The following is a 19,595-nucleotide window of genomic DNA, read 5'->3' on the forward strand; positions in this document are numbered from 1 at the left end:
GAGAAAACGCCCCACCCGCTTACCCCTTGTGCCGGGCCGTCTGGCGGCCGCCGGATTTGGTCTCTGGCTCCGAGTATAGCCATTGGCCAGGGTCGTGATCACAAAAGATTTGGCGCCGCCGGGGTGGGTGGGTTGATCACTTTTTATGCTATGATCCGCGCCCCTTCGAGAGCCCGATCGATCAAAAAACATGCAAGCCGCCAAGCCGCTGTTCGACTATCCCAAGTACTGGGCCGAGTGTTTCGGGCCCGCACCCTTCCTGCCGATGAGCCGGGAAGAGATGGATCAGCTCGGCTGGGACAGCTGCGACATCATCATCGTCACCGGTGATGCCTACGTCGACCATCCCTCGTTCGGCATGGCCATCATCGGCCGCCTGCTCGAGGCCCAGGGCTTTCGCGTCGGCATCATCGCGCAGCCGGACTGGCGCAGCAAAGACGACTTCATGAAGCTCGGCGAGCCGAACCTGTTCTTCGGCGTGGCGGCGGGCAATATGGACTCGATGATCAACCGCTACACCGCCGACAAGAAGGTCCGTAGCGACGACGCCTACACCCCCGGTGGCCTGGCCGGCAAGCGCCCGGATCGCGCCAGCCTGGTCTATAGCCAGCGCTGCAAGGAGGCCTTCAGCCATGTGCCGGTGGTGCTCGGCGGCATCGAGGCATCCCTGCGCCGCATCGCCCACTACGACTACTGGCAGGACAAGGTGCGCCGTTCGATCCTGATGGACGCCACCGCCGACATCCTGCTCTACGGCAACGCCGAGCGCGCGGTGGTCGAGGTGGCCCAGCGCCTGTCGCGCGGCGAGTCGATCGAGACCATCACCGATATCCGCGGCACTGCCTTCGTCCGTCGCGACACCCCCGCGGGTTGGTTCGAGGTCGACTCCACCCGCATCGACCGCCCGGGGCGCATCGACAAGATCATCAACCCCTACGTCAACACCCAGGACACCGCCGCCTGCGCCATCGAGCAGGAGAAGGGGCCTGTTGAAGACCCCAACGAAGCCAAGGTGGTGCAGATCCTCGAAAGCCCGCGCATGACCCGCGACAAGACGGTGATCCGCCTGCCGTCCTTCGAGAAGGTGCGCAACGACCCGGTGCTCTACGCCCACGCCAACCGCGTGCTGCACCTGGAGACCAACCCGGGCAACGCCCGCGCCCTGGTGCAGAAGCATGGCGAGGTGGACGTCTGGTTCAACCCGCCGCCCATCCCCATGACCACCGAGGAAATGGACTACGTGTTCGGCATGCCCTATGCGCGCGTGCCGCACCCGGCCTACGGCAAGGAGCGCATCCCGGCCTACGAGATGATCCGCTTCTCGGTGAACATCATGCGCGGCTGCTTCGGCGGCTGCACCTTCTGCTCGATCACCGAGCACGAGGGCCGCATCATTCAGAACCGCTCGCACGAGTCGATCATCCGCGAGATCGAGGAGATGCGCGACAAGGTGCCGGGCTTCACCGGCGTGGTCTCCGACCTCGGCGGGCCGACCGCCAACATGTACCGCATCGCCTGCAAGGACCCGGAGATCGAGAAGCACTGCCGCAAGCCGTCCTGCGTGTTCCCCGGCATCTGCGAGAACCTCAATACCGACCACAGCTCGTTGATCGAGCTGTACCGCAAGGCCCGCGCCCTGCCCGGGGTGAAGAAGATCCTGATCGCCTCCGGCCTGCGCTACGACCTGGCCGTGGAGTCGCCGGAGTACGTCAAGGAGCTGGTCACCCACCACGTCGGCGGTTACCTGAAGATCGCCCCGGAGCACACCGAGCGTGGCCCGCTGGACAAGATGATGAAGCCGGGCATCGGCAGCTACGACCGCTTCAAGCAGATGTTCGAGAAGTACTCGAAGGAGGCGGGCAAGGAGCAGTACCTGATCCCCTACTTTATCGCCGCGCACCCGGGCACCACCGACGAGGACATGCTCAACCTCGCCCTGTGGCTCAAGCGCAACGGTTTCCGCGCCGACCAGGTACAGGCCTTCTATCCCTCGCCGATGGCCACCGCCACCGCCATGTACCACTCGGGCAAGAACCCGCTGCGCAAGGTCACCTACAAGAGCGACGGCGTGACCATCGTCAAGAGCGAGCAGCAGCGCCGCCTGCACAAGGCCTTCCTGCGCTACCACGACCCCAAGGGCTGGCCGCTGCTGCGCGAGGCGCTGACCAGCATGGGGCGCAGCGACCTGATCGGTCCCGGCAAGCACCAGCTGATCCCGGCGCACCAGCCGCAGGTCGACGAGTACCACAGCGCGCGGCGCAAGAACTCGACGCCGGCCGGCAGCAAGAAGGTGGGGGCTGGCGGCAAGATGCTCACCCAGCACAACGGCCTGCCGCCGCGCGCCAGCGACGGCAGCAAGCCCTGGGACAAGCGCGAGCAGGCCAAGGCGGCGGCCTTCGCCAAGCTGCAGGAGCAGAAGAAGGGCGGCAAGGCCGCGGGCGGCGGCAAGAAGAAGCCGCGCCCGGTAGCGCCGCGCTAGCATCGCAACGCCAGCCTCGTGCTGGCGTTGTCCTATCTGCTGCCTGGGGTCTGGATTCGCGGCTAAAGCCGCTCCTGCCCCGCGACCGACTTGGTTTGCGCTCTATTTGGAACTATAGTTCCAAAATATAAGAACAACACCGGAGTCCGCCATGCGTAGCGCCGCGCCATCCCTGCTCGCCCTGTCCCTGCTGCTCGCCGCCTGCAGCGAGTCGCCGCCGCCCGCGGCCGATCTGGACTTCCAGAAGCAGCTGCAGACCCGGCTGATCAAGGCCAAGCCGGGCGAGGTGATCGAGATTCCCGCCGGTACCTTTCAGCTCGATCGCGGCTTGAGCCTCAAGGTCAGCGGCGTGACCCTGCGCGGCGCCGGCATGGATCGCACCATCCTCAACTTCAAGGGGCAGAAGTCCGGCGCCGAGGGGCTGCTGGTGAACGCCTCGGACTTCACCATCGAGGACCTGGCCCTGGAGGACAGCAAGGGCGACGCGCTCAAGGTGGTCGGCGGCCGGAACATCATCATCCGCCGCGTACGCACCGAGTGGACCAACGGCCCGGCCACCGAGAACGGCGCCTACGGCATCTACCCGGTGCAGACCGAGAACGTGCTGGTCGACGGCGTGGTGGCCATCGGCGCCTCGGACGCCGGCATCTACGTCGGTCAGTCGCGCAACGTGGTGGTGCGCAACAGCCGTGCCGAGCGCAACGTCGCCGGCATCGAGATCGAGAACACCATCGGCGCCGACGTCCATGACAACCTCGCCACCGGCAATACCGGCGGCATCCTGGTGTTCAACATGCCCAACCTGCCGCAGCCGGGACACACCACGCGGGTCTACCGCAACAGGGTCGAGGGCAACAACCACAAGAACTTCGGGCACAAGGGCACGCCGGTGGCGAGCATCCCGGCCGGCTCGGGGGTGGTGATCAACTCCAACGACCAGGTGGAGATTTTCGACAACGACATCGGCGAGCACCGCACCGCCAACGTCATCGTCAGCAGCTACTTCAGCACCGGCTACAGCGACCTCTCCACCGAGGCGGATTTCGATCCCTATCCGGAAGCCATCCATATCCACGGCAACCGCTTCGGCCCCGGCGGCGACAGCCCGGACAACCTCGAGCTGAAGGCGCTGAAGCTGGCCAAGTTCGGCCTCAACGGTCGCCTGCCCGACATCCTCTGGGACGGCTACGTCAACCCGGACAAGCTGGTGGACGGCAAGCTGCCGGCCCAGCTGGCGATCTGCATCGACAATGGCGAGGCCGGCATCGTCAACGTCGATGGCCCTGGCGGCTACAGCAACATCAGCACCGACATGGCGCCGCACCGCTGCGAACTGCCGCGCCTGCCGGCGGTGGAGTTGCAGGCGGCGCTGGCCGAGGCGGGCGAGGACGCATGATGCGTGGCTGGCTGGTGATCGCCGCACTGCTGCTCGGTGCCTGCGAGCAGCAGCGGGCTCCGCTGCACCTGCCCAGCGGCGAGGACTATCCCGAGCGACTCAGCGCCTGGGGCGTATTGGAGCAACGCGACGGCCGGCTGCAGCCGGCCGCCGGCGTGCTGCCCTACGACCTCAATACGCCGCTGTTCACCGACTACGCGCACAAGCTGCGCACCCTCTGGATGCCCGCGGGCAGCCAGGCGCAGTACGCCGAGGCGCGCTTCGACTATCCCGTCGGCACCGTGCTGAGCAAGACCTTCTACTACCCGCGCGACACCCAGGGCCGTCTGCTGCGCAGCGAGCAGCAGGGCGCCGAGGCGGTCGAGCTGAAGCGGGTGCGGCTGATCGAGACGCGCATCCTGCTGCGCCAGGAGCAGGGCTGGGTGGCGCTGCCCTATGTGTGGGACGCCGCCCAGCGCGAGGCGACCCTGGACTGGGCCGGCGCCAGCTTCGATCTGCAGCTGCATGACGAGCGCGGCGAGGTGCTGGCGGTCGACTACCAGGTGCCGGACGCCAATCAGTGCGCCGGCTGCCACGAGGAGCAGGCAGGCAAGGGCGTGGCGCCGCTGGGGCCGAAGGCGCGCCAGTTGAACAAGGATTTCGCCTACGCCGAGGGGCTGGCCAACCAGTTGCAGCGCTGGCAGGCCGCGGGCCTGTTGCAGGGGCTGCCGCGCGATCTGGCCGAGGTGCCGCAAAACGCCCTGTGGGGCAAGCCGCGTACGGGGGAGGGGGTGCAGGCGCAGGCGCGCAGCTATCTGGACGCCAACTGCGCGCACTGCCACAACCGCAAGGGGCCGGGGCGCACCTCCGGGCTCTATCTCGACCCGGATACACCGCTGGGCATCGCCTATGGCCTGTGCAAGCAACCGGTGGCGGCGGGCAAGGGCTCCGGCGACCGCCTGGTGGATATCCACCCCGGTGCGCCGGAGAAATCGGTGCTGAGTTTTCGCCTGCACAGCACCGACCCCAGCATCATGATGCCCGAGCTAGGCCGCTCCAGCGCCCATCGCGAGGGGCTGGAGCTGATCGACCGTTGGATCGCCAGCCTGGACGGCGAATGCTGAACCGCTACAGCTGGCCGGCCTGCCACTGCGCCTCGCGGCTGGCCAGGGCCGCGGCGATATCCTCGATGCGGTCGGAGGCGATGCTCTCCGGCAGCGGGTCGAGGCCGACGCTGGCGAACAGCTGACCATAGCTGTTGCGCAATTCGGCATAGGCCAGGTCGCGGCGCAGGTCGGCCTGCAGGGTGTTGAGCTCGCCCTGGATCAGCTCCAGCTCGCCGATGCCCTGAGCCTGGTAGCGGTTGCGCAACTGCTCGACGATCTGCCCGTCCAGGCCGGCCAACTGCTGGCTGGTCTGGAACTGGCGCTGGGCCTCGCGGAAATTGGCGTTGGCCACATGCAGTTGCGCCAGGATGGCCATCGACATCGCCTGGCGGCGGGCATCGGCCACGTCCTGACCGGCCTTGGCCACGTCGATGGCAGCCGGCGCGGAGAGCACGTTGAACAGGTTCCAGGTGACCTTGACGCCATAGTCGGCCCAGCTCTGGTTGACCAGGAAGGAGTTGCTGTCGTAGTGGCCGCCGGCGGAGAACTCCAGGCCCGGCAGCAGGCGCAGCATGGCCTTGCGCGTTTCCGCGGCGCTGATGCGTGCCTGGTAGTCCTGTTCGCGCAGCTCGGGGCGGCTGGCCAGGGCCTCCTGCTCGAGCAGGTCGAACTCGACCTTGAGCTCCGGCACCTGATAGCCGGCATCGGGGGCCAGTTCGACCTCGGTGCCCAGGGGCAGGTTGATCAGGGTGGCCAGTTCGGTCTTGGCCAGCGACAGCGCGCGGCGCTGCTCCTCCAGCTGGCGGGTGGCCTCGATCAGGGCGCGCTGGTAGCTCAGTGCCTGGATCGGATCGCCGATGCGCTGCTCGCTCAGGCGCTGGCTGTTGTCGCGGGCCTGGGCCACGCGGGTCATGAGGCTGTCGATCTGACTCAGCAGGCGGTCAGCGGCCACGGCGCGCCAGTAGGCGGAGCGCACGTCCTGGATGATGGTGTGCACCACCTTGCGCCGGCGCTCCTGCACGATCAGGCGCTGGTCGCCCTGCTGCTTGGCGCTGACGTAGCTGACGCCGAAGTCCAGCACGTTCCACACCATGGTCAGATCGGCGACGCCGCGGTCGCGATCCTGCGAGGTGGAGGGTTCCAGCGACTGGGTACCGGTCTCGACGCTCTGGCTGCTGGAGGCGCTGACGTTGCTGCGCCCGGCATAACCGGCCGACAGCGCCATGCGCGGCAGCATGTCGAAGCTGGCCAGGTCGACCTGGCGCTGGGCCATGGCTTCTTCCATCAGCTTCAGGCGCGCCTCGAGGTTGTACTTCACCGCGCGGGCCATGGCCTCGTGCAGGGTCAGTGGGCCGCTGAGCGGCTCCTGATCGGCGAACATGGCCTGTAGGTCGCTCTGCGCCCGCTGCTCGCTGGCACTGCGTTCGATGGGCTGGCTGGTCACTGCGCAACCGCTGATGGCCAGGCTCAGCAGGCTGACCGCGAATAGTGTGTGGCTCTTCTTCATCCTTGGGCCGCCCCCTTGTTACGGCACCGACTCACTGGTTTGTCGTTGTTATGCGTTGTGGATCAGGCCGGCGGCTGGGCCGCCGCGACCTCTTGCAGGGCATGGGCCAGTTCGCGCAGCTGACGCTGTTCGCCCTCGCGCAGGTCGTGCAGTTGCTGGCCCAGCGTCGGTGCGCCGAAGATGGCACCAGCGCTGCCGCCGCCCCATTTCTTGCCGTCGAAGACTTCCAGCGGCTCGCTCTCCTGCAAGGCGTCGCTGCCGAAGATGCTGGACAGGCTGCTGGAACCGAACACGCCGCCATCACCGCCGCCGAAGCCGAGGAAGCCTCTGCCCGAGCCGTCGCCGCCAGCATCGCTGGAACTGGCGAAGACCTGTGCGATGTAGCTGGGTGCCAGGACGTTCTGGTTGATGAAGATATTGCCCAGGGTCGGAATGCCGCTGCCCAGGGTCGGTACCTCGAACAGCGGCGGCGGCAGCAGCGGCGAGGTGCTCAGCGCCGGCGGCAGGCTCGGCAGGACGGGCTGCGGCGACGCGCTCGGGATATCGACGACGTTGCTCGGCGGATTGACGCGGAACTCCGGATCGCCTTCGCTTTGCGCCAGGCTGTAGGCCTGCCCGACCAGGCCGGTGACGAGCAGGTTGCCGGCGGCATCGGTGATGGCGCTGCCGTTGGCGTTCAAGGCCAGCGCCAGGGTGCCGCTGCCGGCCACGTTGGTGACGGTGATCTGGAAGGTACGGCTGTCGATCTGCACCAGGCTGCCCAGGGTACCGCTGGCGTTGCCGCTGGTGACCAGGCTGAAGTCGCCGAGATCCACGCCGCTTACGGCCTCGTTGAAGATGACGGTGTAGCGCAGGCTACCGGCATTGGTCGGCGCAGGGTCGACCGCGATGATGGCGCTGGGCGCGGTGGTGTCGACGATCACGCCGCTGCTGTCGCCGACATTGTTCAGCGCCAGGTTCAAGGTATTGCCGCTGGCGTCGCGCAGGGTCGCACCATTGCTGAGCAGGCCGCTGACGGCGATACCGTCGGCGTCGTTGTCCCCGGGCCGGACGCTGTACTGGAACACCAGGGTTGCGCTGCCTGAGCCGGCCACGTAATCGGCGAACACCGTGCTGCCGCCCATGTCGATGGCCAGGCGCGGGGTGCCGTTGACGATGACGGTTTCGCTGACGCTGACCACGAAGGTCAGGGTGTCGCCGGCGTTGTACTGCACCCCCACCGGCACGCTGACGCTGGCGACAGTGGGGACCACGCCGTCGACGACGATGTCGTGTTGCCCGGCGATGGAGTCGACACTGCCGGTGGCCGGCAGGCTGAGGATCGCGTCGCTGTTGCCGGCGTTGCGAATGCTGCCGCCGTTGAGCGTCAGGGCCGCACTGGACTGATAGTTCAGGTCGGCGCTGAGATTGCCGGCTTGCACGGTGTAGCGGAAGGTCAGGGTGTTGCTGCCGGAGCCGGAGACGAATACCGCGGTGCGGTCGATCAGACCGGTTTCCAGTAGCAGCGTGGGCACGCCCCCGGCAGTGTCGACGATCACCGCCTGGTCAAAGGTGACGGTCAGGTTGATGACATCGCCTAGCTTGTAGCTGCCGTTCGGGTTGAGCACGGCGATATCGGTGATCACCGGGTTGATCGGGGTGACGGTGATGGCCAGGGTGTCGGTATCCGTCTGGGCGCCACCTGCTCCGCTGTTGCCCAGGTCGCTGGTGCTGATCTGGATGCTGGCCGGACCGCTGAAGGCGGCGGTGGGGGTGAAGAGCAGGCCGTTCAGCGCATTGTTGATCGCCGTCAGGGTACCGGTGAACGTCAAGGTGGCATCGGCCGTACCGTCGCCAGCGGTGAAGCTGAGTCCGGCGAGGCTACCCAGGGTGAGCAGGCCATTGCTGGCGGTCAGGGTGACTTGCAGGTTGCCGCTGCCGGCGTCCACGTCGCCGATGCTGATGAGGTTGCCGTTGCCAGCGTTGAAGACCAGGCTGCCGCCCTGAGCGAGGCTCTGCGGAGCGGGCAGGTTGTTCACCGGCGCGTCGTTGCTCGCGGTTACCGCCAGGGTCAGCGTGGCGCTGTCGGTTTGCCCAGCGCCGCTGCCGCTGTTGCCGCCGTCGTCAATAGTGACGGTCAGGGTAACGTCGGCGGTGGCGTTGCCGGCCGTGGTGAAGCTGACGCCGGCGGCGGCGATGAAGGCATTGATATTGGCAATGCTGCCGGTCAGGGTCATGGCGCTGGCGGTACCGCCGACGCTGACGCCGCTGACGCCGCTGCCGCTGGTGGCGCTCAGGCTGCCGCTGGGGACCGACAGGGTGACCGTTACCGGCGAGGTGCCGGCATCGACGTCGCTGAAGCTGATGCCGGTCAGTGCGCTGGGTACGTCTTCGCTGATGGCGATGGAACCGGAAGCTGTGATCGTCGGTGCATCGTTTACCGCCACGACGGAGACGCTGGCCGCGATGTTGCTGGCGCTGGTGTCTACGCCGCCATTGGCGGTGCCGCCGCTATCGGTGATGCTGGTCAGGGTGACCACGCGGTTGCCGCCGCTGGGTGCCTCGCTGCCGTTGCGGTAGCTCATGCCATCGATCAGCGCCTGGGCGTTGGCCGCGCTCAGGCCGCCTGCCTGGATGAGGGTGAGGGTGGCGGTGCCACCGCTCAGGCTGACGCTGTAAGTGATCGAGTTGCCGCCGCTGGTGATGCCGCTGTTGCCATTGCTCAGGCTGATCGCGGTGCCGTCGATAATCAGGATCTCGCTGGCACCGTTGACCAGGTTGGCGACGGTCAGGGTCAGACCGGTGATGCTCTGGCCGGCCTCGATAGTGTCGATGATCACGCCGCTGAACAGGTCGACGGCGCTGCCGTTCTCGGTATAGGTGGGCGTACCACCGGTAGCGACGAGGCTGGGCGCGTCGTTGATCGCGGTGATATTGAGGCTGGCGGTCTGGGTGGCATTGGCGCCGGCGCCATCGTTGAAGCGGATGTCGAGGTCGACGCTACTGGTCGGGGCTTCGCTGGTCGAGCGGTAGGTCAGCTGGCGCAGTACTGCATTCACGTCGGCCCGGGTCGGAGTTTCGCCGTTGGCGTTGGTGAAGGCGATGGTCAACTGGCCGGCCGTGGCGGTATTGAAGCTGGCGATGATCTGGCCATTTTTCACCAGGTTGTTGCCGGAGAGGCTGATGCCGTTGCCAGCGTTGAAGCCGAAGCTGTCGCTGGCCAGGGCGCCGCCATTGCGCACGATCACCAGCGAGGCGCCGTGGTAATCGCCGTTGCCGCCATTGAGCAGGTCGAGGTCGTCATCGCTCATGCTGGCATCGCTATCGATCACGATGGCGCTACCGTTCTCGACAAAGGTGCCGCCGCCATTGACGCCCGTCAGCACCGGTACGGCATTACCTTCTACCGCGCCGATATCCACGGTAGCGCTGACGCGCTGATCGCCATTGGCATCGACTGGCAGTGCCTCGGTGGTATTGCCGTCGCCGTCCAGGTCGAAGGCATCGGCGGGCAAATTGGCATTGCTACCGGCTTCGAGCAGCGCACTGCCGGTTTGCGGACGGTGGGTTTGTATGGCACTGCCGTTGTAGTTGGCCAGGTTGCCCAGTAACAGGTTGCTGGTGCCCTGGTTGTTCAGGCTGCTGTTATTGGTAGCGATAGCAACGTTGCTACCAAAATAACTGTTGGTGGCAGTTTCGATAGTGCCGCCGACATCGTCTGCCGTGCCGCCAGTCGCCAGGGGTGAACCACTGGCACCTGCTGTCGCACCGGCGCCGGAGGTATTGCCCGCAACCACGGTATTCACAAAGGTATCGTTGCCATTGGCGTGGACACCGCCACCTGCGTCGGTTGATGCGTTTCCTACAATGGTGCTGTTGTAGACGAAGGCTGTGCCGGAGGTGATCCTGAGGCCGCCGCCGAGGGATGTTGCTCCTGTAGCGGCATTGCCGCTGATGGTGCTGTTGATAATGGTCAGGCTGCCAGTAGCGCCATACTGGATACCGCCGCCATGCGCGCTAGCACCGGTGGTGGTATTGCCACTGACAGTGCTATTGATGAGGTTAAGTGTGCCGCCGGAGCCCACAATGCGTATGCCGCCGCCGAAGGTGCTACTGGTGTTGCCGCTCACGGTACTGTTGATCATGGTGAGGGTTGCACTGGCACCATAAACACCGCCACCGCCCAGACCCGCATCGGTACTGTTGGTGAGGTTCGAGTCGCGCACGGTGACGCTGGAGCTGAAACCTATCTGGAGCGCTCCGCCACCGCCTGCGGTTGAACCCTGGGTCAGGGTCAGGCCCGTTATCTCAACACCACTCAGGCTGTTACTAATAGCCATCACCCGACTGGCGTTGTTGGCGGAGATGGTTACATCGGCCACGCCGTCATCATTCAGGTCGCCATCAAGCTTGATATTGGAATAGTTGATCTGGAGTTGGGTGCCATTGAGGGTGATGCTTCCACCCTGGTTACCGGCTGTGCCTGCGTCCAGGTCAAAGGTAATAGTGTCGCCTGCGCGTGCCCAATGCAGTGCCTCGCGCAGGCTCAGGCCGCCGCCGTCTGCCTGGTCGGCGGCAAAGCTGCCGCCTGCGCTTGCGTCGTCGCCGGTATCCAGGTTGGAGGTGACGAGCAAGGTGGCGTTGTTGACGGTGATCGCCAGGTTATCGCTATCCACATTGCCGACAGTGTCGGTGGTCTGGATGCTGAGGGTCTGGACGCCCGCGCCGTTGGGGGTGTAGGTCAGCCCTTGCAGAGCGGCATTCACTTCAGCCGCCGTGCCGGTGATGGTCACGGTGCCTGTGCCGTTGTTAATGATTCCCGCCGTGCCGCCGGAGGTGGCGGTCAAGGTGCCGCTGCCGACGGAGATGACGACCGTCAGGTTGCTGCCATCGCTCACCGTGATCGCATTGCCGTTGCCGCTACTGAATACCAGCGGGGTAACGGTATCGGTGATTTGCCCGACGGGCAGGCTGTTGACGGGGGCCAGGTTATCAATGGCGTAGTTGTTGGAATCGCTGGTGCCGCTGCCGGCGTTGCCTGCCGCATCCACCACGCCGGTTTTATTCAGGGTGATCAGGTTGCTGGCATTTTCCACACTGGCATTGGGGGTGAGGGTTGCAGTCCAGGTGATGCCGCCGTCGGCGCTGGTGAGGTTGCTCAGCACAGCGCTGGCGACGGTGAAATCATTCGCCGCAAGGCCGGTCACCGCTTCGCTGAAGGTGATGGTCACCGTAGCGGTTTCGCCCGCTGCCAGTGCGCTGTCGCTGACGACGATGCTGAGCGCATCGGGGCGCAGGGTATCGATCTGGTAGTTGTTGGAATCGCTGGAGCCGGTTCCGGCGTTGCCTGCCGCATCCTGCACGCCTGTGTTGTCCAGGGTGATCAGGTTGCTGGGGTCTTCCACAGCGGCATCGGGCGTCAGGGTGGCGGTATAGGTGATGTTGTCCGAAGTGAGCAGATTGCTGAGGCTGCCGTTGGCGACGATGAAGTCGGCCGTGGTCAGCCCGGTCACCGCTTCGCTGAAGACGATGGTCACCGTGGCGGTTTCACCGATGGAGAGCGCGGTGTCGCTGACCACGATGGTCGCCGTCGGGCGTTGGCTATCGATGGCGTAGTTGTTGGAGTCGGTGGTGCCGCTGCCGGTGTTGCCTGCCAGGTCGATTACCCCGGTGTTGTCCAGGGTGATCAGGTTGCTCGAGTCGGTGACGTTGGCGCTCGGCGTCAGGGTGGCGGTGTAGGTGATGTTGTCCGAGGTGAACAGATTGCTGAGGCTGCCGTTGGCGACGATGAAGTCGGCCGTGGTCAGCCCGGTCACCGCTTCGCTGAAGGTGATGGTCACCGTGGCGGTTTCGCCGACAGCCAGGGCAGTATCGTCCACCAGGATGCTGGCTGTCGGGCGTACGCCGTCTACCACCAGCGCCTTGTTGGCACTCAGGGAGCCAGCGGTGCCCTGGGTCGGCAGGGTCAGAACGGCATTGTCGGCGGTAGCGTTCCGGATGGTCGCGCCGTTGAGTGCCAGGGCTGCCGTGGACTGGTAATCCAGGTCGGCGCTGAGGTCGCCGGCCTGTACCGTGTAGCTGAAGGTCAGGGTGTTGCTGCCGGAGCCGGACACATAGGTCGCGATGCGGTCGATGAGACCTGTCTCCAGCAGCAATGTGGGCGTGCCGCCAGTGGTATCGACCGTCACCGCTTGGTTGAAGGTGGTGGTGATGGTGATGGTATCGCCCGCTTTGTAGCTGCCATCCGGCGTGGAGGCGCTGACATCGGTTATCCGCGGGTTGAGGCTGTTGACCGTGATAACGAGCGTGTCGCTGTCGCTCTGTGCACCGCCGCTGCCGCTCCAACCCTGGTCGTCAGTGGTGATCTGGAGGCTGGCGGCACCGTTGTAGCCTGTGGTGGGGCTGAAGGTCAGGCCGTTCAGGGCGTTGTTGATGTCGCTGATGCTGCCGCTAAAGGTCATGCTGGAGTCGGCAGTGCCATCACCGGTGGAGAATGACAGGCCAGTGGTGCCGCTGAGTGTCAGCAGACCATTGCTGGCGCTCAGCGTCACTTCGACGGTGTTGGAACCGGCATCCACGTCGCCGATGCTGATCAGGTTGCCGTTGCCGCTGCTGAAGACCAGGCTGGCATCCTGATCGACGTTCTGCGCGCCGGGCAGCGAGTTGACCGGGGCATCGTTCACCGCGCTGACATCCAGGGTCACCGTGGTGCTGTCGGTTTGTGCACCACCGCTGCCGGTGTTGCCGCCATCGTCGATCTCGATGGTCAGCGTGACGTCCGAGGTGGCGTTGCTGGCGGTGGTAAATACAACACCAGCAGCGGAGATAAACGTGTTGATATCGCTAATGCTGCCGGTCAGGGTCATGGCGCTGCTGGTGCCGCCGACGGTGACGCCAGCGGCGCTGGTAGCGCTCAGGCTGCCGCTGGGGACCGACAGGGTGACTGTCACCGGGGAGGTGCCGGCATCGACGTCGCTGAAGCTGATACCGGTCAACGCGGTTGGCATGTCTTCGCTGACGATTATGGAGGCTGGGGCCGTAACGGTCGGTGCATCGTTGACGGCGCTGACCACGATGTCGAAGGTATCGCTAACGCTGCCGCCATTGCCGTCGCTGGCGATCACCTCAATGCTCAGCGTGCCGGCATCGGCGTTGCCTGGCGTGCCGCTGAATGTCCGGGTGAGTGCATCGAAGCTGAGCCAGGCGGGCAGGGCGCCGCCGCCGACCAGTTGTACGCTGTAGCTCAGGGTGTCGCCGGCATCCATGTCGTTGAAGGTGTTGGCGGCAAACTGGAAATTGAAGGCCGTGTCTTCGCTGGCATTCTGGTTGGCAATGGCATTGGCCAGCGTGGGGGCGTCGTTGGTGTTGGCCACCAGGATACTGAAGGTGTCGGTAACGCTGCCGCCATTGCTGTCACTGGCGATGACATCGATGCTCAGCGTGCCGACATCGCCGTTGCCCGGCGTGCCGCTGAAGGTACGGGTGACTGGGTCGAAGCTGAGCCAGGCGGGCAGGGCGCCGCCACCGGCCAGTTGTGCGCTGTAGCTGAGGGTGTCGCCGGCATCCACGTCGTTGAAGGTGTTGGCGGCGAACTGGAAGCTGAAGGCCGCTTCCTCGGTGGCATTCTGATTGGGGATCGCGTTGGCCACGGTGGGTGCATCGTTGGTATTGGCCACGACGATGTCGAAGGTATCGGTAACGCTGCCGCCGTTGCCGTCGTTGGCGATGACATCGATGCTCAGCGTGCCGACATCGGCATTGCCCGGCGTGCCGCTGAAGGTGCGGGTGGCGGCATTGAAACTGAGCCAGGCGGGCAGAGCGCCGCCGCCAGCCAGTTGCGCGGTATAAGTCAGGGCACCGCTGACATCCACGTCGTTGAAGGTGTTGGCGGCGAACTGGAAATTGAAGGCCGCATCCTCGCTGGCATTCTGGTTGGGAATCGCATTGGCCACAGTTGGGAGATCGTTGACCGGAGTGACATTGACCGTGACATCGGCATTGTTGCTGGTACCACCATCGCCGTCGCTGACGGTGATCCGCACGGTACGTGCTGCGCTACTGGGGTTATCGTTATTGCTGTTGGAGTACGTCAGGTTGCGTACCAGCGCCTGAACGGCTGCGGGGGTGGCATCGCTGTCGAGTGTGATGACCAGGCTGTTGCCGGCAGTGCCACCTGTGTAGATACCGATCTGCGTGCCACCAAAGGTGATGGACGAGCCGGATACGCCGATCTGGCCGGCGCCGGTGCCCTGATTGCGGATGGACAGTACGTCCTCCGCTGCGACGCCGTTGCTGATGATCGAGACGGTGACATTACCCGTATCGAAGTTGGCCGAGTCGCTGTCGGTCACCGTGGCATCTGCGTTTTCGTCCAGCAGTACGGGGCTGCCACCTTCGACAAAGGTGGCGGAGTTGCCATTGAGGTTGTTGATGATTGGAGCGGAGTTTGGCGGATTGGTATCGCCAGTAAAATCGTCAATTGCCAAACCAAAGAAATCTGTGGAGGTAAGCCGTACCTCATCGACCCTGATTCCTCCAAAGTTCAGGGTTGTAGTGCCCGTTGTGAATACCTGAGCTGATCCTACAAGTACCCCATTCAGATAACCGCCTACGGTGACACTCTCGTTACCGCCCGGATTATCAATGTAGATACTGGTAAAGGTGAAATCTGCAAGGTCTGTGCGCGTAATGGTCACGCGCTCGGTAGTGCTGGTATTAAAGGCTGATGATAAAAGCGTCATGGCAGCAGAGCCGCCTGAGCCGAAATTATCAAATGCCAGTCCGCCCCCAGCAGCGCCACCGTCACCATCGGCAGTGAATGTATAGGTGTAAGACACACCGCCAAGCGTGCGGTCAAAGCTATTGCTGGTAGTGCCTGGGTTAGTAGTGAAATTATCACTGAAGGCTGCAAGTAAGCCCGAATATGAACCAATGTTCAGCGAGACAGTTTCCACACTTCCCCGAGTCGCTTCGAGTACCCAATCACCGCCTTTATCGGCGGCGCCAGTTGGGTCGGTCGAGGCGGCTATGTCGGCGCCGGTCGCCGCAGCCAGTGACTGGATGAAATTCACGCCACTGCCATCGGCCCCGACATGGCAGCCATACAACAAAATATCGCCGGAAGAGCTCAGGGCACTGCCAATATCTGCCAGCAGGGCGTTGTTGGCGGCGACGTAGGCAGTGTCGATCCAGACGTTACCCAACTGCACTTTGCCGGCATCGCCATGACTGAACACGTGTATGGCATCGATGTCGCGACGTCCGTCCAGGTAGTCGGCGATTTGTCGTAAACCATCCTGGCCGCCATCCAGTACCACGACCTCGGTACCGGGTTTCAAGGCGGACACCAATTGCTGGTAATCCTTGACGCTGCTGTCGACGAATACCACCTCCTGGCGGTTGTCCGTCGTGCCGGCCGGAGTGGCGGCGAGGTTTTCGCTGCCGGAGTGGGCGTCCTGGCCGGAGGCCGGGGCGTGGGCCGCATCGGCGGAGGGCACGGCAGTAGCCGTTTCTGCCACCGTGGCGGCGACTGCGCCGTCGAACAGCATGCGCGGTTCCAGCGCCATGGCCAGTGCGCTTCTGGCCGGCAGTTCGGCTGGTCGAGCGGTCGCAGTCTTTCTCCACCACATAGTGAACCTCCTACAGCATGCAAAATCGGGGAAAGCCGGGCTTTCCCCTTGTTCCTGTTACCGATCCACAGAAGGGATCAGTTGCGCGATGGGAAGATGCCTTCCAGTGCAATGACGAAGTTGGTGCCGAGAAACGGGTTCAGTACCGAGAACGGCATGCTCCCACCCGAGGCATTGACCGTGACGGTCGGCGCCGGAACGTTCACGGCGGTGTTGAACGGAGCCAGCGTGGTATCGGCTGCCCCGGTGCAATACAGCGTCCCGGCTCGGCCACCCGCTGCGATCGGTCCCAGCACGGTGGTCGTCCCCGGGGTGGATTGGGTGGTACCGGTGGTGGCGGCAGGGATAGCGACCTGCGCCGTAGCCGAACTCGCCGAGGCCGTCGCGACATGGTTGTGCATCGGCATCTGGTTGAGGGTCAGGGTGACGTTCTCGGTGCCCGCCATCTCTCCCTGGACGACCGTGCTCAGGCCCGGCCCCTGTCCCATGCCTACCGGGCTACGGCCGCGGTAGTCCGGCAGGCCGAAGGTGGTCTGGCCGTCGCCGCCGTAGAGGGTGCCCAGCAGTGCGAACAGCGCGTTGTTCTGCGCAATGCTCAGCAGCTGTCCTTGGCACATCGCCCAGCCCCTCGGCGCGAAGTTGAAACCGACCATGCGAATCTCGCCCAGAAATGGATCGCTCATTGCTGTATCTCTCCTTGATGAAGCCGCACTCGCGGCAGTGTTGTCGTGCTAGAGCTGGGTAGCGACGGTGCCATCGCGCTTCACATGAAAAATGGCCTGCAGCAGGTGGCGGTCGCCGTCCTCGTCCGGGCCGATGGGCGTCAGCATGACCTGCCACTCGGCGCCCTCAGGGCTGCAGAGCCGGTAACCGTGCTGGGGCAACTGGACGCCCGCGGGCTGGGCGAAGACGGCGTTGTAGCAGTGGTAGCGAGCGTTCATCGCGGCGCCTTCGGCCACTTCCAGCAAGGTGATGGCGAGCCCCTGACCCTCGTCCCAGCGCAGCCGCCAGTCCCGCTGGAGATGGCGCTCGAGCTCCGCGAAGCTCGGTACCAGGCTCATGCCGACACCGCCAGGGCAGGCGCTGGCGTGCGCTGCATCTGCAAGTAGATGTGATTGGAGCCGGTGACCCCGAATCCGCAACGCTCATACAGGCGTCTGGCTGGATTGGTCGGCTCGACGAAAAGACGGATGGTCTTCCCGGTGGCGTCCGCCTCGTCGGTCAAGGCGCGCAAGAAATGGCTGCCGATACCCTGGCCGCACCGTTCGGGCAGCAGGGAGATGTCGATGAGATTGAGCGTGGTCGGGCCACGGAAGATATACAGCCGACCGATGGCGCATTCGCCCATGCAGATCAGCGAGAGAGCCGCGCCCTGATAATGCGCCTTGTAGTACTGGTGCTGGGCGGTGAACTGCTGGGCGAGGAAGGCGTCTTTGCTGGCCTTGTCCCAGGGTAGCTGCGCCACTTCATCGGCGCGGGTGCTGGCATACAGCGCCTGCAAGAACGCCAGGTCGGCGTCGGCGATGGGGCGGAGGTTCAACTCGAAAGTCGGCATGAGGTGAGCGTCCCTGCGGGTTGCCCCGCGTCGGGGCGGCCATTTGTTATTCATTTATACGGCGCTAGTCCGGCCGAGGTTAGCGAAGCTGCAGGCGGATCGCCAGTATTTACTGCCCCGGGCCGGTACTTTTGCCAAACGCTTGTATGGCCCGCGCGCGTTACAAGTCTATGCATCGCGCAAGCGCAGGCGCTCCAGCCTTGCGTAGGGCTCGCCCGCCCAGCGCTCGATCGCCGCGCGCAATGCCGCGTCCGCCGACTCGCGCTTGCCTTGACTGTCGGCGCTGAAGGACAGGCTCGGCTGCTTGGCATCGAAGGCGGCGACTTCCTGCAGGCGCGGCAGATCCGCGGCGTTCACGCCGACCAGCGGCGCCAGGCGTCCCCAGAGGGCATCGGGCAGTTCGCTGTAGTTGACCGGCACGCCGCCCAGTTGCAGGCACAGCAGCAGCCCGCCCTGGAGAATCCGGCCGATCATCCGGCAGGTGTGTTCCTGTGGCGACAACGGCGGGTCGTCCGGCCGCTCCAGTCCCGAGGGTCCGAGCAGGCCGGGAACGCGCTGCAGGCCGGGTTGGCGTAGCTGGGACACGGCGATTTCCAATGGGTCGCGATAGAGGAACAGGCGCGGCACCTGTGGATAGAGTGCCTGCAGCAGCGGGGCCTCGAACAGATTCCAGGCATCCAGCTTGATCAGCAGGCGCTGCTCGTCGCCGCGCCGGCGCTGTCCGTAGGCCGACAGCAGGGCCGCGACCCAGCGTGGCTGATGCGCCGCCGCTTCGGGGGCGAGGTAATGGGCGCGCAGCAGGCGATCCAGCGGCGGCGGTTCGGACAGCACGATATTGGGCGCAAGCCCCGCCAGCATCTGCGCCAGCAGGGTGGAGCCGCAGCGCGAGGCATGGAAGATAAAGGCACTGGGCGCCAGCCCCGGGCTGATCGCCTGCCACGCCAGCAAGTCGTCCAGGCCGGTTTCGCGGCGTAGCGCCTGGTTGAAGGGCAGCCGCAGGGCCTGTTCGACATCGTCGCGAAAGAACGGACGGCTCAGCCGTTGCTCGCCGAACCAGCACCAGTCCACGCGCCACTGGCCGGCGCTCAGCCAGGTGCGGATCGGCAGCCAGCCGGCGAAGTCCACGGCGCGATTCATGCTCGCCATTGATCGTTCCATGTCTGTTTGCCCTGGCGCATGGCGCGGCGCACCTCGGCCTCGGAGAACGGCAGGCCGAGTTGCTCGCCCAGGCGCAGGGTGGCGTCGATGAAGTCCCGGGTATCGCTCAGGCTGCGCAGGTGTGCGGCCAGCTCCGGCTGCTGCGCCAGCCTCTCGCGCAAATCGGCGAAGGCCTGCTCCCCGCGGCTCGGGCGCAGCGCCGGGGTCTGCCCCAGGCCGCGCCCGATCGTCTCCAGCAGCCAGTCGCAGGGAGCGCAGTCGAGCACCAGGTGGATACGCGGCTGGCGGCTGGGGTTGTCCACCCGATGCGGCCGCGACAGGTCGAGGAACCAGCATTCGCCGGGCTGCATCGGCACCTGCAGGCCGTCGAGGAGAAATTCCACCCCGGGCGGGCTGAGCAGTGGCACGTGCAGGCGCAGGTCGGCGTCGGGCTGGCCCAGGTCGGGGTCGCAGTGTTCGTGGATGCGCGCACCGGGGCCCAGGCGCAACAGGCGCACGCTGCGCAGCGGGGCGCGGAAGGCGGCGAGCAGCTGGTGCCAGGCCGTGTCGTCCTGCCACCAGGCGCGGGCTTGCGCGGCGCCGCGGCCGGGGGCCAGCGGCAGCGGTGCGTCCGCGGCGCCGATCAGCGTCACACCGCTCCAGTCGCCCTGGTAGTAGTCGCGGTTGAAGTGCTGCTGCCAGGCGTCGGGCTGCACCCGCGCGAGGGCGGCGAGCAGCGCTGCCAGTTCGATCTGCAGGGGCAGGCGCGAGCAGGCGGGGAGTGCGTGGTGGGCCATGGTGCTGTTCTCTATCCCTTTGAACAGGTGC

At 65.3% G+C, this 19,595-nt stretch carries 10 protein-coding genes; 3 read left to right on the forward strand and 7 right to left on the reverse strand.

Going from position 1 to position 19,595, the window contains the following annotated elements; genetic code table 11:
* Positions 1-190: 190 nt before the first annotated feature.
* The 3 genes from ACW9UL_RS02855 (at position 191) to ACW9UL_RS02865 (ending at position 4,978) form a co-directional block, all read left to right on the forward strand.
* Positions 191-2,479 carry a YgiQ family radical SAM protein gene (locus ACW9UL_RS02855; RefSeq protein ID WP_457788780.1) on the forward strand — a complete coding sequence of 763 codons (2,289 nt, stop codon included), beginning with the start codon at positions 191-193 and terminating at the stop codon, positions 2,477-2,479.
* 151 nt (positions 2,480-2,630) lie between these two features.
* Positions 2,631-3,875: a parallel beta-helix domain-containing protein gene (locus tag ACW9UL_RS02860; protein WP_457788781.1), complete on the forward strand. Its 1,245-nt coding sequence runs from the start codon at positions 2,631-2,633 to the stop codon at positions 3,873-3,875.
* Positions 3,872-4,978 (forward strand): SO2930 family diheme c-type cytochrome, encoded by a 1,107-nt coding sequence (locus ACW9UL_RS02865; protein ID WP_457788782.1) that lies wholly within the window; start codon positions 3,872-3,874, stop codon positions 4,976-4,978. Before ACW9UL_RS02860 ends, ACW9UL_RS02865 begins: the two co-directional genes overlap by 4 nt.
* Positions 4,979-4,982: 4 nt before the next feature.
* On the opposite strand, the gene ACW9UL_RS02870 is transcribed toward ACW9UL_RS02865, so the two are convergent.
* From ACW9UL_RS02870 to ACW9UL_RS02900, 7 genes are all read right to left on the reverse strand, one after another.
* A complete protein-coding gene (locus tag ACW9UL_RS02870) occupies positions 4,983-6,467 on the reverse strand; it encodes a TolC family protein (RefSeq protein WP_457788783.1) in 1,485 nt (494 codons plus the stop codon).
* Between the two features lie 62 nt (positions 6,468-6,529).
* Positions 6,530-16,012, reverse strand: coding sequence for an Ig-like domain-containing protein (locus ACW9UL_RS02875; RefSeq protein ID WP_457788784.1), 9,483 nt, complete (start codon positions 16,010-16,012; stop codon positions 6,530-6,532).
* 140 nt (positions 16,013-16,152) lie between these two features.
* Positions 16,153-16,758 (reverse strand): phage tail protein, encoded by a 606-nt coding sequence (locus ACW9UL_RS02880; RefSeq protein ID WP_457788785.1) that lies wholly within the window; start codon positions 16,756-16,758, stop codon positions 16,153-16,155.
* A gap of 48 nt (positions 16,759-16,806) precedes the next feature.
* Positions 16,807-17,136 carry a DUF6916 family protein gene (locus tag ACW9UL_RS02885; protein WP_122109146.1) on the reverse strand — a complete coding sequence of 110 codons (330 nt, stop codon included), beginning with the start codon at positions 17,134-17,136 and terminating at the stop codon, positions 16,807-16,809.
* Complete coding sequence (locus ACW9UL_RS02890) at positions 17,133-17,630, reverse strand: GNAT family N-acetyltransferase (RefSeq protein ID WP_457788786.1); 498 nt, start codon at positions 17,628-17,630, stop codon at positions 17,133-17,135. The genes ACW9UL_RS02885 and ACW9UL_RS02890 overlap by 4 nt, the downstream gene beginning before the upstream one ends.
* A gap of 168 nt (positions 17,631-17,798) precedes the next feature.
* A complete protein-coding gene (locus ACW9UL_RS02895) occupies positions 17,799-18,776 on the reverse strand; it encodes a sulfotransferase family protein (protein ID WP_457788787.1) in 978 nt (325 codons plus the stop codon).
* On the reverse strand, positions 18,764-19,564 hold the full coding sequence (locus tag ACW9UL_RS02900) for an aspartyl/asparaginyl beta-hydroxylase domain-containing protein (protein ID WP_457788788.1): 801 nt from the start codon (positions 19,562-19,564) through the stop codon (positions 18,764-18,766). Before ACW9UL_RS02900 ends, ACW9UL_RS02895 begins: the two co-directional genes overlap by 13 nt.
* Positions 19,565-19,595: the final 31 nt, after the last annotated feature.

The organism is Pseudomonas sp. PL-6, from assembly GCF_054110165.1.

Bases quoted from the DNA above. Each gene is read 5' to 3' on its own strand.
- ACW9UL_RS02855 (WP_457788780.1), top strand. From the start codon at position 191: ATGCAAGCCGCCAAGCCGCTGTTCGACTATCCCAAGTACTGGGCCGAG.
- ACW9UL_RS02860 (WP_457788781.1), top strand. From the start codon at position 2,631: ATGCGTAGCGCCGCGCCATCCCTGCTCGCCCTGTCCCTGCTGCTCGCC.
- ACW9UL_RS02865 (WP_457788782.1), top strand. From the start codon at position 3,872: ATGATGCGTGGCTGGCTGGTGATCGCCGCACTGCTGCTCGGTGCCTGC.
- ACW9UL_RS02870 (WP_457788783.1), bottom strand. From the start codon at position 6,467: ATGAAGAAGAGCCACACACTATTCGCGGTCAGCCTGCTGAGCCTGGCC.
- ACW9UL_RS02875 (WP_457788784.1), bottom strand. From the start codon at position 16,012: ATGGCGCTGGAACCGCGCATGCTGTTCGACGGCGCAGTCGCCGCCACG.
- ACW9UL_RS02880 (WP_457788785.1), bottom strand. From the start codon at position 16,758: ATGAGCGATCCATTTCTGGGCGAGATTCGCATGGTCGGTTTCAACTTC.
- ACW9UL_RS02885 (WP_122109146.1), bottom strand. From the start codon at position 17,136: ATGAGCCTGGTACCGAGCTTCGCGGAGCTCGAGCGCCATCTCCAGCGG.
- ACW9UL_RS02890 (WP_457788786.1), bottom strand. From the start codon at position 17,630: ATGCCGACTTTCGAGTTGAACCTCCGCCCCATCGCCGACGCCGACCTG.
- ACW9UL_RS02895 (WP_457788787.1), bottom strand. From the start codon at position 18,776: ATGGCGAGCATGAATCGCGCCGTGGACTTCGCCGGCTGGCTGCCGATC.
- ACW9UL_RS02900 (WP_457788788.1), bottom strand. From the start codon at position 19,564: ATGGCCCACCACGCACTCCCCGCCTGCTCGCGCCTGCCCCTGCAGATC.